Here is a 12,017-nt window from a genome sequence, read left to right on the forward strand (position 1 = left end):
TCAGTCCCCTCCCCCGCCGGCCGCGGCCTTCATGATGAGCCCGGAGATGCGGGCAGCCTCGGCGCTCGCGTGGCCGCCGGACACGTTCTCCAGCATGACGCACACGGCCGAGACAGGTTCACCCTTGTCGTTGAAGGCGAACCCGACGAACCACCCGTGCGGGTCGGCGCCCTCGGCGTTCTGCGCCGTACCCGTCTTGCCGCCGACCTGGAAGCCGTTGATCTGCGCGCGCCGGCCGGTGCCGTTCTCGACGACGCTGACCATCATCTCCCGCAGGTCGCCCGCGACCTGGCTGTTGATCGGCGTCCGCAGCACCTCGGGGTTGGCGTTGTAGATCGCCCGGCGGTCCGGGCTCAGCTCCTGCTTCACCAGGTACGGCCGCATCTGCCGCCCGCCGTTCGCGACGGTGGCGGCCATCAGCGCACCCTGGACGGTGGTCATCCGGACGTCCTTCTGCCCGATCGACGACTGCGCCAGACCGGCCTGGTCGGTGCTGCCGTCCGGGTTCTGGATGTCGCCGGTGTGGCTGGGCGTGACCGGCAGGCCGCCGTCCTTCAGGTTGCCGATCGTGAGGTCGTCCTGCTCGAAGCCCCACGCCTGGGCTTCCTTCTTCACCTTGTCGCCACCGAGCTGGACGCCGAGCCGGGCGAAGCCGGTGTTGCAGCTGTCGGTCAGCGCTTCCTTCAGCGTGACGCGCGCGCCCGGGCAGGTCTCGGCCTCGGCGTTGTGGATCGGCGCGCCGGAGCCGGGCGCGACGTACTCGGAGCCGGCCTGGATCTCGGTGCTCTGGGTGAAGCCGTTCTTCAGCGCCGCCGCCGAGATGATGACCTTCATCGTGGAGCCGGGCGGGTACGTCTCCGACGTCGCCCGGTTGAGCAGCGGCTTGTCCTTGTCGGCGTTGAGCTCCTTGTACGCGGCCGCGGCGACCTTGGGGTCGTGGCTGACCAGCGGGTTCGGGTCGTAGCTCGGCATGGAGACCATCGCCTGGATCGCGCCGGTGCGCGGGTCGATGGCGACCGCGGAGCCCTTCTTCGCGCCGCGCTCATTGTTCGTGAGCTGCTTCCAGGCGGTCTCCTGCGCCTTCGGAATGATCGACAGCACGACGTTGCCGCCGCCCGGCTCGTCACCGGTGAACATGGCGCTGACCCGGTCGGCGAAGAGCTTGTCGCTCGCACCGGAGAGGAACTCGTTCTCGCTGCGCTCGATGCCCACCTCGGCGCCGCTCACCGGCTTGTAGCCGATGACGGGCGCGTACCGCTTCGCGTCGGGGTAGACCCGCAGGTACTTGAGCGTGCCGTCGGTGGCCTTGCTCTCCGCAAGCGGCTGGCCGCCGGCCTCGATGACGCCGCGGGGAATTTCGTACTCGGCGACCTGCACCCGGCCGTTGTAGTCGCTGGTGCGGTAGTCGTCGGCCTTGTACGCCTGCACCCAGTTCAGGTTGGCGAAGAGCAGCGCGAACAGGACGAGGATGACCACGCCGGCCCGGCGCAGAGGGGCGTTCACGGCTTGATCACCTCCGTCATGGCGCCGTGCAGCTGGGCGGGTGGTTGTTTCGGACCGGCCTGGGCAGCCGGTCCACCCGTCACCGGCCCGCGCGCCGCGTCGGAGATCCGCAACAGCATGGCGATGAGCAGCCAGTTGGCCATCAACGACGAACCACCGGCGGACAGGAACGGCGTGGTCTGACCGGTCAGCGGGATCAGGCCGGTGATGCCACCGAGGATGACGAACACCTGCAAGCCGAGCGTGAAGGCCAGGCCGCCGGCGACCAGCTTGCCGAAGGAGTCGCGTACGCCCAGCGCCGCGCGCAGACCGCGCTCCACGATGAGCAGGTAGCAGACCAGCAGGGCAGAGAGGCCGAACAGGCCGATCTCCTCGCCCAGCCCGGCGAAGATGAAGTCGGTACGCACCTCGGGCACCAGCCACGGCGAGCCCGCACCGGCGCCGGACCCGAACAGCCCGCCCGTGCCGAGGCCCAGCAGACCCTGCACGAGCTGGTAGCTGCCGCCGAACTCGCGGTTGTAGAACTTCGGCGCGAACGGGTCGAGCCACACCGAGGCGCGGTCGTAGAAGTTGGCGAACGGGCCGCCGACGGACGCGCCCAGCAGGTACGCCACGTAAACGCCGCCGAAGAACATCAGCAGACCGATGATCAGCCAGCTCGCCCGCTCGGTGGCGACGTACAGCGTCACGACGAACAGGCCGAAGTACAGCAGCGCCGTACCGAGGTCCTTCTCGAAGACGAGGACGAGCAGCGAGAGCAGCCACACCGTGACGACCGGGCCGAGGTCGCGGCCGCGGGGGAAGTCGATGCCGAGGAACCGGCGGCTCGCCAGCGACAGCACCTCACGCTTCCGCACGAGGTAGTACGCGAAGAAGGACACCAGCGCCAGCTTCGCGAACTCACCCGGCTGGATCGAGAAGGCACCCAGCTTGATCCACAGGCGCGCGCCGTTGACCTCGGAGATCGACGGCGGCAGCACCGCCGGGATCATCACCAGGACGATACCGACCAGGCCCAGCGTGTACGCGTACCGCGAGACGACCTTGTGGTCCCGGATGACCAGCAGGAGCACCGCCGCCAGGATCAGCGCGAACAGCGTCCACATCAGCTGGCGGCCGCCCGTGCCGGCGAACATGCCGGGGATCGGCTCCTTGCGGGCGATCGCCCGTTCGATGTCCATCCGCCGCAGGAAACCCACGCCCAGGCCGTTGATCAGCGCGACCGTGGGGATGAGCACCGGGTCCGCGTACGGCGCGGTGAAGCGCACGACCAGGTGCAGCCCCAGGAAGAGGACGCCGAGCAGGGCCGCCTGCACCCAGAACGTCGACGTGATCTTGTCGAGCTGATTGGCCTCGGCCGTGGCACCGAAGATCGCCACGATCGCCATCGCCAGCAGCAGGAGGACGAGCTCCGAGTTGCGTCTCGTCTTCGTGCCCGGGACACGCGGCATCTCACCCGTGGACGCGGGTGTGGGAGCCGGGAGGGCGGGCGCGGTCAAGAGGAGATCCCCAGACGTCGGTCGGGCGGCGCTCAGTCGACGGGCCGGCACCCGACCGGGTCGCTGTTGACCGGCGGGGTCGGTTCCGAGGGCAGAGCGTCCGGCGTGGTGGCGGGCGCGAGATCGGGCACCGAGGTGGTGGTGCTTCGGGTGGGAGCCGTGGTCTTCCCGGCGGCCGGCGAGCCCGAGGGCCTCGGCGGCGGCGTGGTGGACGGAGGCGCGCTGCTCGGCGTGCACACCGGCTTCAGGTTGGGGTTCGAGGCGTCCTCGCTGGTCAGTTCCGACAGCCTGCGCTGAGCGTCGGGCCTGCTGTCCGCGTGGATGCCCTGCTTCACCCGGTCCTGCGCGACCGTGGTGAGGTCGTCGAGCCGGGCCGGGCTGGTCTCGGCGACGCTGGACAGGTCCAGACCGGCGATCTGCCCGGGCACGCCCTGGAAGATCGCGAGCTGGCCCTGATCGGTCGCGCCGACGTAGTACTGGTCCTGGGTGTACCGCCAGCCCATCCACAGGCCGCCGCCGAGGACGGCCAGGAGCAGCAGCACCAGCAGGCTCGTGCGTACGGGGTGCCGCTTCGGCTGCTCGGGCTCGTCCCGCTCGTACGCCGCGCCCTCCGGCTGAGCCGGCCGCGGCGGGGCCTGCAGCGCGGCCGCCCGGGCCGCGGCACTGGAGCTGTCGGCCACGGTCGAGTTGCCGCGGTCGCGTGCGGCGGCGCCGCCCACGATCGGCGCCTGCTCCATGATGTCCGCGTCGGTCGCGTCGGCGATCACCACGGTGATGTTGTCCGGGCCGCCGCCGCGCAGCGCCAGCTGCACGAGGCGCTCCACGCAGGCCTGCGGATCCGGGATCTCCCGCATGGCGTCGCCGATGGTCTCCGCGCTCACCACACCCGAGAGCCCGTCGCTGCAGATCAGGTAACGGTCGCCTTTGAGCACCTGGCGTACCGAATACTCCGGGTCGATGTCGCGGCCGTCCAGCGCCCGCGTCAGCAGCGAGCGCTGCGGATGGCTGCTCGCCTCCTCCGGACTGATCCGGCCCTCGTCGACCAGCATCTGGACGTACGTGTCGTCCTTGGTGATCTGCGAGAACTCGCCCTGGCGCAGCATGTAGGCGCGCGAGTCGCCGATGTGCACCATGCCGATCTTCGTGCCGGAGAAGAGCACCGCGGTCAGCGTCGTGCCCATGCCCTCGAGTTGCGGGTTGGCGTCGACGGTGTCGCGCAGCTGCTGGTTGGCCGTGCCGACCGCGTGCCGCAGGGCGTCGACGAGCGCGTCGCCGGGCACGTCCTCGTCCAGCGGCGCCATGGCGGCGATGACGATGTTGCTGGCGACGTCACCGGCGGCCATGCCGCCCATGCCGTCGGCGACGGCAAGCAGCCGCGGTCCGGCGTAGACGGAATCCTGGTTTCCGTCACGGATCAGACCGCGGTCGCTCTGGGCGGCATAGCGCAGGGTGAGAGTCATGGCCGTAACTCGAGAGAAGTGCGGCCGATCCGGATCGGCACGCCAAGCGGGACTGGAGTAGGTCCGGAGACCTTACCGCGATCGAGATAGGTGCCGTTCGTCGAGCCGAGATCCTCGACGAACCACTGGCCGTCGCGCGGAACGAGCCGGGCGTGCCGGGCCGACGCGAAGTCATCGGTGATGACCAGCGTGGAATCCTCGGCGCGCCCTATCGTGATTTGTGCCTCACCGAGCGTGATCCGGGTGCCGGCGAGCTGACCGGCGGTCACGACGAGCTGTCGCGCCGTCTTGCCGCGCTTCGCCTTCGCCGGCCGGCCAGGAGCCATCACCCCACCCACCCCGCGAGGTGTGGCGACGATGCTCTTGGACCGGACGCCGGCGAAGAGATCCTTCCGGATCACCCCCACCACCGTGAACACGAAGATCCACAGCAGGATGAGGAAGCCGAAGCGGGCGACGGTGAGGACGAATTCGGGCAAGGTCGCTAGCCGTCCACTCGGAACGTCAACGTGGTGGTGCCCAGCTGGATCATGTCGCCCGGGTTGAGCGCCACGGCCGACACGCGCTGGCCGTTCACCATCGTGCCGTTCGTCGAACCCAGATCGGTCAGCACCACCTGGCTGCCGTCGTAGTCGAGCCGGGCGTGCCGGCGCGAGATGCCGACATCCGGCAGGCGCAGATTGGCCTGGTCACCCCGGCCGATCACCGTGGAACCCATCTGCAGCGGGTACGTCCGGCCGTCACCGGACACCAGGCCCACGTTGCGGCCGTTGTGCCCGTGCTGCTGGTAGCCGCCCGGCTGCTGGTCGTACGGCGAATACGCGGGCTGCGCGTCATAGGCGGGCTGCTGCACCGGGGCGACCTCGCCGCCGGTGTACACCTCCGCCGTGACCCGGAACATGCCCGTGTCCAGCCCGTCGCCCCGCTCGATCTCGACGATCACGTCGCCGTACACCGTCCAGGCCTGCTCACCGATGAACTCCGCCTGCGACTGGGCCAGCTCCTGGGCCAGTGCAGCGGCGTACGGCGCCAGCCGGCTGTGGTCGTACGGCGAGAGATCGATCACGTAGCGGTTCGGCACGAGAGTCCGGCCACCAGCGAGGATAGCCTTGTGCGCCTCGGCCTCCCGCTGCATGGCATTCAGAATCTCCACCGGGTGCACGACACCCTTGAACACCTTCGCGAAGGCCCCCTCGACCAGGCCTTCCAACCGCTTCTCAAAGCGCTGCAGCACGCTCACCGGCTCCTCCTCGGGTTCCGAGGACATGATGGTATCCGGCCGCCGCTTCCGCATCTCTGCGGCGAGCGGCCGGTCGCTCCTGACCCTCGTATAACGGCCCTCGGCGCCGTGCTAATCTTCCGTGGCGTCGAGGGCAGTACCTGCTCGCGATGTAACGAGGGACAGCGTAGTCTGTTCCGGCTAACGCAGTGCCACGGGGATGTGGCGGAATGGCAGACGCGCACGGTTCAGGTCCGTGTGTCCGAAAGGACGTGGGGGTTCAACTCCCCCCATCCCCACGAGCGACCGGGTGACCCCTGTCCGCGGAATACGCGGACCAGGGGTCGCTCTTTTTTGTCTGCTCCGGGGGCCGAGCCCCCGGAAACCCCACGGTGCGGTGGTTGCGCTGGGTGGCGGTGGTCGCGCTGGGTGGCGGTGGTCGCGCTGGGTGGCGGTGGTCACGGTCGGTGGGGGGCGGTCGCGCTCACTCCGTTTTGGGTACGGGTAGTGCTCCGTGACCGACATCGCTTCGCTCGCCTCGGCTTTTCGTCTCGTTCGGGTGAATCGGGGTGGGCGGGCGTGGGGGCGTTATGCTCTCGTCTGGTTTTTCGCTGCCGAGGCGTCTGGAGAGTTCACTCGTGGCCGTTGCTCTGGTAACCGGATCAGGTGGTCTCATCGGGTCGGAGGCGGTTCGGCACTTCGCCGGGCTCGGTCTTGACGTGGTCGGGATCGACAACGACATGCGGCAGGAGTTCTTCGGCGCCGAGGCCTCGACGGCGTGGAACGTCCAGCGGCTGAGCGCCGACCTGGGTTCCTCGTACGAGCACCACGGCGTGGACATCCGGGACCGGGATGCGGTCGCGCGGATCTTCAACAAGTACGGCAAGGACATCGCCGTGGTGATTCACACCGCCGCGCAGCCGTCGCACGACTGGGCCGTGCGAGACCCGTACACGGACTTCGATGTGAACGCCGGCGGCACGCTGACGATGCTGCAGAACACGCGCGACCACTGCATCGAGGCGCCGTTCATCCACTGCTCCACCAACAAGGTGTACGGCGACACCCCCAACCGGCTGCCGCTGATCGAGCAGGAGACGCGCTGGGAGCTCGACCCGGCGCACCCGTACTACAACGGCATCACCGAGGACATGTCGATCGACAACTGCCTGCACTCGATCTTCGGCGCCTCGAAGGTGGCCGCGGACGTGATGGCGCAGGAGTACGGCCGCTACTTCGGCATGAAGACCGCGATCTTCCGCGGCGGCACGCTCACCGGGCCCGCCCACTCCGCGACGGAGCTGCACGGCTTCCTCGGGTACGTGATGCGCGCCAACATGGAGCGGCGCACCTACCGGATCTTCGGCTACAAGGGCAAGCAGGTCCGCGACGCGATCCACAGCCACGACGTGCTGAGCGCGTTCGAGGCGTTCTTCCGCAGCCCGGGCTCGGCGAAGGTCTACAACCTCGGCGGCGGCCGTCACTCCAACTGCTCGAACCTCGAGGCGTTCGCACTGGCCGAGAAGATCAGCGGCACCCAGATGATCACCGAGTACGTGGACGACAACCGCATCGGCGACCACCAGTGGTGGATCGGCTCGATGGCCGCCTTCCAGGCCGACTACCCGGACTGGAAGCAGGTCTACGACGTGCCGATGATCCTCCAGGAGATCTACGAGGCCAACGTCGACAAATGGGTCCCCGCGTCATGATCGACGAGGGCAAGCGCAACGTGCTCGGCGTCCTCGTCGACGCCGTGGACTACGACGCCGCGACGGCGAAGATCATCGAGGCCGCCCGGGAGCGCCGGCACTACGCGGTGACCGCCCTGGCCGTGCACGGCGTCATGACGGGCGTGCAGGACAAGGCGCACAACGCCCGGCTGAACTCCTTCGACCTGGTGACCCCCGACGGCCAGCCCGTCCGCGGCGCGCTCAACCTGGTGCACCACGCGGGCCTGACCGACCGCGTCTACGGCCCGGAGCTCACTCTGCGCGTCCTGCGCCAGGCCGCGGCGGAAGGCCTGCCCGTCTACCTGTACGGGTCCACCGAGCCGACCCTCGAGAAGCTGGTCCCGGCGCTGGAGCAGATGTTCCCGGCGCTCAAGCTCGCCGGCGTCGAGGCCTCGAAGTTCCGCAGCAACCGCCCCGGCGAGGAGGCGGAGATCGCCGACCGGATCAAGGCGTCGGGCGCGCGGATCGTCCTGGTCGGCCTGGGCTGCCCCCGGCAGGAGATCTGGGCGTACGCGATGCGTCCGCTGCTCGACATGCCGCTGCTGGCAGTCGGTGCGGCGTTCGACTACCACGCCGGGCTGCTGAAGAACCCGCCGGCGTGGATGCAGAAGTACGCGCTGGAATGGCTGTGGCGGCTCGGCCTCGAGCCCAAGCGGCTGTGGAAGCGTTACGTGCTGCTGAACCCGGCGTACGTGTCGCGGCTGGCGATGCAGAAGGCCGGCTTGTGGAAGGCGCAGCCGCCGGCACCGACCAGCGAACCGGTCACGTCCTTCGCCGTCTGAGCTCCCCGCCCACCCGGGTGGTGCCGGGACCCCACCGCGGATGCGAGGGATCCCGGCCGACCTCCCCAGGTCGAGCCCGTTCGCCCGGGTGTGCACCGGCGATCGCCCGCTACGGACAAACCGCCGATGCATCGCGGGACGTCTGGCACCCGACACTAGGACAAGGGTCACGGCCGCAACAGGGGCCAATGTCCACTTCGCCCGTTGGAATGAGAGCGCACAGTAGTACGGCGCTCACATGGCGTTCTGCGATCACCCCTAGGGGACCCGGCTCCGGTGATATCCCGGTTTTGCGGGTTGCGCGACAGGTGAAGTCTGTCGATGTGAACACCACGACGGACCTCATCCTCGTCGGCGCCCTGGCCGCGGTCTGGCTGACCGCCGGGCTGCTCGCCGACACCCTGCCGGCCGCCCGTACGGCCCGGGAGCTCCGGCGGCGTGCCGGGGTGCTGTCCACGATGGTCGGTGCCGGCGTCGCGGTGTTCATCGCCGTACCCGTGCTCACCGGCCTGCTGCCCGGCGAGTCGGCGGCGCCCACGGCGGCTCTGCTCCCCGCCGTGCCGGCGCTGGTCGTCGTGACCGTGACCGCGCGTCGCCTGACCCAGCTCCGGCGCGGCGCGGGCACGTTCGCCGCCGCCCCGCTCACGCCCGTCCCGCCGGCCCTGCGCGCCGCGGCGGCGCACCCGCTGGTCGCGACTCCTCTCCAGGTGACCGGCCTGGCCACGCTGATCGGCATCCCGATCGCGGCGGGCATCGTGGAGGTGCCCGGCGCGGACATCGCCGGCGTCGCCCTCACCGTGGCCGGCTTCGCGGTGCTGGCCCTGGCCATCCGCCACGCGGTCCGGCACAGCCGGCTCAACCTCGCGGTGCTGGCGCCCATCGGACGGCGGCGGCTTCGTCCGCTGCCGGTCGCCCAGCGGCGCGCCGAGACGTACGCGGCCCTGCCCGCCGAGCCGCGCCCGGCCGCCACCACGGCGGCACACGAGGTCGACCTCGCCGCCTGATCGTGCCGGGCCAGGCGCTACGAGTGACGGCTCGGACCCCCTGGTAGCCCGGCTGGCGCCTCGCGACCGGCCGCCCGTCCGACCTACTGCCCGCGCTTGGCTTCCTGGACGTAGAGCAGTTCGAGGATCGAGCGCGCCGCCTCGAACCAGCGGTCGAGCCAGTCCGACGCGGGCATCGTGCCGCGCGCCGGCAGTTCGAGCAGCAGGCCACGCAGCAGCGGGTGATCGGCCATGGACTGCGAGGGGCCGGCGTCGACCCAGCCGCCCGACGGGAACACCGGCTCGGTCAGTCCCTGCAGATCCAGCGACGGCAGCTTGGCGGCACGGTCCAGGGCGCTGGTCGGCTCGATGGGCGTACGGGTCGGCAGCCCCGACGAGGACAGGCTCGGCCCGCCGCCGCGGGGAACCAGCTCGCCGTCCCCGTTGTCGGTCAGCGCCGCTTCACGCCGGTTCTGCCGGTACGCGCTCACGCCGCCGCTGAACCGGTCCTGCGCGCTCGGTGATCCGTTGCTCAGGTTGTCGGAACCAATCGTCATGTTCTCGCCTTGCCTCGCTCGTTGAGTCAGCCCTGCCCGCACCGTCACGAGGGGGACGGTCAGCCGTACGGGCGACGGCAGTTCGCCGGCGCGGTCCGGTCCGCGCTTAAGGCGTTCAACGATGCGGGTCGCGGCGGGCGACGGTACAAATCCGGCGAAAATGGGACGGGCGCTGTTCGTCGTCGATGACGCGAGCCTCCCGGACCGCAACGCGGATCGACCCGCCCACCGGGTGCCACGTCCGGCCCGGTGGGCGGGTCGGTCGGGTGGCGTACGGGGAGCGGGTCGCCGTTCCTGTTCTGTTCCGGCCGCTTCGTCGGGCTGCAGGGATCCGGTCCTACAGGTCGAACTCGCCGTCCTTGGCGCCGCCGACGAACGCGTCCCATTCGTCGGCGGTGAAGATCAGCGCGGGTCCGGTGGGGTTCTTCGAGTCGCGCACCGCGATGGCCTCGTCGACGAACGCCACCTCGACGCAGTTGTCGCAGTTCGGGCCGCTACGGGTGCTCTTGAACCACTGCGCACGGCTCAAATCGATCCGGAAACCCTTGGTCTCGACTTCCACAATGGCTCCTCTGCCAGCATTGCGATCATGTTCCTGGACTCCTCCGGTGAGAGGGCCGTCGCCCGGATGGTCTCGAAGATGGAGTTGTACTTGCGGAGTTCGTCGGTCTTCTCCAGAAACAGCCCGCCGGTCGCGTTCTCCGCGAACACCACGTCCGGGTCCTCGACGTCGGGAAAGTCGAGCATCGCGAACGTGCCGTCCATACCGGCGTGAGCGCCCACCGCGAACGGCAGGATCTGAAGGGTCACGTTCGGCAGCTCGCTCATCCGGGCCAGGTGGACCAATTGGTCCCGCATGACCTCGTCGCCGCCGACCGGCCGGCTCACCACCGCCTCATCGAGCACCACCCAAAGATCGATCGGATCGTCCTGAATCAATAACGCTTGGCGAGCCATCCGGACTCGTACCCGCTGCTCTATTTCTTGGTCGGTGTCACCCGGTCGGGCGGCCCGAATCATCGCAATTGCATACCTGTCGGTCTGCAGAAGTCCGGGCACCACCTGCTGCTCGTACGCCCGGATCGACTTAGCCGCGGCCTCGAGCCCCACATAGGCGCCGGTGAGCACCGTGCTGAACGGGTGCCACCATCCTTTTTGCCGCGCTTCCTTGGCAATCTGAACCAATTCTTCGGCTTCTGTGCCATGCACGCCGTAAATGTCCAACATGTCCTGTACATCGCGTGGCGTCGCACTGGTGTGGCCGGTCTCGATCCGGGACACCTTGGACGGTGAACATCCGAGCCGATCGGCGACGACTTCGATCGTCACGCCGGCGCCGTCTCGATGTCTGCGCAGTTCAGCACCGAGGCGGCGGCGGCGGATGGTGGGGCTGCGGCGGGGATTCACGCTCACCTCCGGTGCGACGGTGGAAACGGCGAGATGCTCCGCCGTACGGCGTTTGTCGGTTCCAGTCTCTCTGGTGATCTCTTGATCCTTCAAGCGTCGACAGTGATCACTTGGTCACGTTCGGCTGACGTGCAACTTGCATCGATCCTCGGGGTGGTGCAATCTTTGCGTACGGCAGGCATCACTCAGTGTTCTCGGGTGACGCGGCCCAGCCCGACCCATCGCGAATAAGCGACGCCGATGCGGGGGTCGGCTCCAACCAAATGTCCTTCGTGGACTGATCAAGTCACGGGGTCCTGGCGGGGGCCGACGGCGACGTTATGGCACCGTTGTGATGATTGGCATCTTCGCAACCTTGCCAACGCGTTTAAGCCGGGCACACTGGAGCATCTGTGTTCACTGTGCGGCAAATCGGTGTTTGCCCCGAGACTGGGTTCAGGACAGGAGTTGACGTGCTTCCTCGATCCGGCGATGTCATCCACGTGACGAAGGCGGCGAGCGTCCAATTCGCATCGCCGATGCTTTTCCGGGTCATCCGCGTCCACGACTGGCCGACGTACGAGGGCTGGATCTGGCTGGACGGCTACGAGCTCAACACCTCCGGCGACGCCGTGGAACGCCGCTCAATCTTCGTGCAGGTCAGCGGCCTGCGCCAGGTCGGCAAGGCGCCCGACCCGCGCACCCGCAACGCCCGCCAGCCCGGCCTGACGTCGGGCCCGATCCCCGCCCGCGCGCTGCGTACCAACCGCTGACGGTCCCGGCAGCGGACCGGAATCCCGGCCCGCGGCCGGACGGCCGGAAGCACGTCCCGGCCGTCCGTCACCGAGCCGCGAGCCGCACCACCCACCCGACCGACACCCCCCGGCCGACGCCG

General features: G+C 69.2%; 12 protein-coding genes and 1 tRNA gene. 5 read left to right on the forward strand and 8 right to left on the reverse strand.

Going from position 1 to position 12,017, the window contains the following annotated elements:
* The 5 genes from COUCH_RS00730 to COUCH_RS00750 all read right to left on the reverse strand — a co-directional run bounded on the left by COUCH_RS00730 (position 1) and on the right by COUCH_RS00750 (position 5,729).
* Positions 1-1,503, reverse strand: coding sequence for a peptidoglycan D,D-transpeptidase FtsI family protein (locus tag COUCH_RS00730; protein ID WP_249610191.1), 1,503 nt, complete (start codon positions 1,501-1,503; stop codon positions 1-3).
* Positions 1,500-2,954, reverse strand: a complete 1,455-nt coding sequence (locus COUCH_RS00735) for an FtsW/RodA/SpoVE family cell cycle protein (RefSeq protein WP_249610192.1) — start codon at positions 2,952-2,954, stop codon at positions 1,500-1,502. Before COUCH_RS00735 ends, COUCH_RS00730 begins: the two co-directional genes overlap by 4 nt.
* 80 nt (positions 2,955-3,034) lie before the next feature.
* Positions 3,035-4,462, reverse strand: a complete 1,428-nt coding sequence (locus COUCH_RS00740) for a PP2C family protein-serine/threonine phosphatase (protein WP_249610193.1) — start codon at positions 4,460-4,462, stop codon at positions 3,035-3,037.
* Positions 4,459-4,941, reverse strand: a complete 483-nt coding sequence (locus COUCH_RS00745) for an FHA domain-containing protein FhaB/FipA (protein ID WP_199513294.1) — start codon at positions 4,939-4,941, stop codon at positions 4,459-4,461. The genes COUCH_RS00740 and COUCH_RS00745 overlap by 4 nt, the downstream gene beginning before the upstream one ends.
* A gap of 5 nt (positions 4,942-4,946) precedes the next feature.
* On the reverse strand, positions 4,947-5,729 hold the full coding sequence (locus COUCH_RS00750) for an FhaA domain-containing protein (RefSeq protein ID WP_106128832.1): 783 nt from the start codon (positions 5,727-5,729) through the stop codon (positions 4,947-4,949).
* Positions 5,730-5,897: 168 nt separating this feature from the next.
* Between COUCH_RS00750 and COUCH_RS00755 the strand changes: the two genes are divergently transcribed.
* The 4 genes from COUCH_RS00755 to COUCH_RS00770 all read left to right on the forward strand — a co-directional run bounded on the left by COUCH_RS00755 (position 5,898) and on the right by COUCH_RS00770 (position 9,200).
* Positions 5,898-5,980 (forward strand) — tRNA-Leu (locus COUCH_RS00755).
* 339 nt (positions 5,981-6,319) lie between these two features.
* A complete protein-coding gene (locus COUCH_RS00760; RefSeq protein ID WP_249610194.1) occupies positions 6,320-7,393 on the forward strand; it encodes an NAD-dependent epimerase/dehydratase family protein in 1,074 nt (357 codons plus the stop codon).
* Positions 7,375-8,196 (forward strand): WecB/TagA/CpsF family glycosyltransferase, encoded by an 822-nt coding sequence (locus COUCH_RS00765; RefSeq protein ID WP_249610195.1) that lies wholly within the window; start codon positions 7,375-7,377, stop codon positions 8,194-8,196. The genes COUCH_RS00760 and COUCH_RS00765 overlap by 19 nt, the downstream gene beginning before the upstream one ends.
* Positions 8,197-8,519: 323 nt before the next feature.
* The gene (locus COUCH_RS00770) at positions 8,520-9,200 is read left to right on the forward strand and encodes a hypothetical protein (protein WP_249610196.1); all 681 of its coding nucleotides are present in this window, start codon (positions 8,520-8,522) and stop codon (positions 9,198-9,200) included.
* An 83-nt stretch (positions 9,201-9,283) separates the two neighbouring features.
* Here COUCH_RS00770 and COUCH_RS00775 read toward each other — a convergent pair whose 3' ends face one another.
* From COUCH_RS00775 to COUCH_RS00785, 3 genes are all read right to left on the reverse strand, one after another.
* Positions 9,284-9,736, reverse strand: coding sequence for a hypothetical protein (locus tag COUCH_RS00775; RefSeq protein ID WP_249610197.1), 453 nt, complete (start codon positions 9,734-9,736; stop codon positions 9,284-9,286).
* Positions 9,737-10,073: 337 nt separating this feature from the next.
* Entirely contained in the window at positions 10,074-10,298 is a 225-nt protein-coding gene (locus COUCH_RS00780; RefSeq protein WP_199513290.1) for a DUF397 domain-containing protein, read from the reverse strand.
* Positions 10,262-11,143: a helix-turn-helix domain-containing protein gene (locus tag COUCH_RS00785; RefSeq protein ID WP_249613508.1), complete on the reverse strand. Its 882-nt coding sequence runs from the start codon at positions 11,141-11,143 to the stop codon at positions 10,262-10,264. The genes COUCH_RS00780 and COUCH_RS00785 overlap by 37 nt, the downstream gene beginning before the upstream one ends.
* Before the next feature lie 452 nt (positions 11,144-11,595).
* On the opposite strand from COUCH_RS00785, the gene COUCH_RS00790 reads away from it, so the two are divergent.
* Positions 11,596-11,895, forward strand: coding sequence for a hypothetical protein (locus COUCH_RS00790; RefSeq protein ID WP_249610198.1), 300 nt, complete (start codon positions 11,596-11,598; stop codon positions 11,893-11,895).
* Positions 11,896-12,017 lie beyond the last annotated feature (122 nt).

The sequence above is a fragment of the Couchioplanes caeruleus genome (genome assembly GCF_023499255.1).
In the GTDB taxonomy this organism is placed as follows: Bacteria; Actinomycetota; Actinomycetes; order Mycobacteriales; family Micromonosporaceae; genus Actinoplanes; species Actinoplanes caeruleus_A.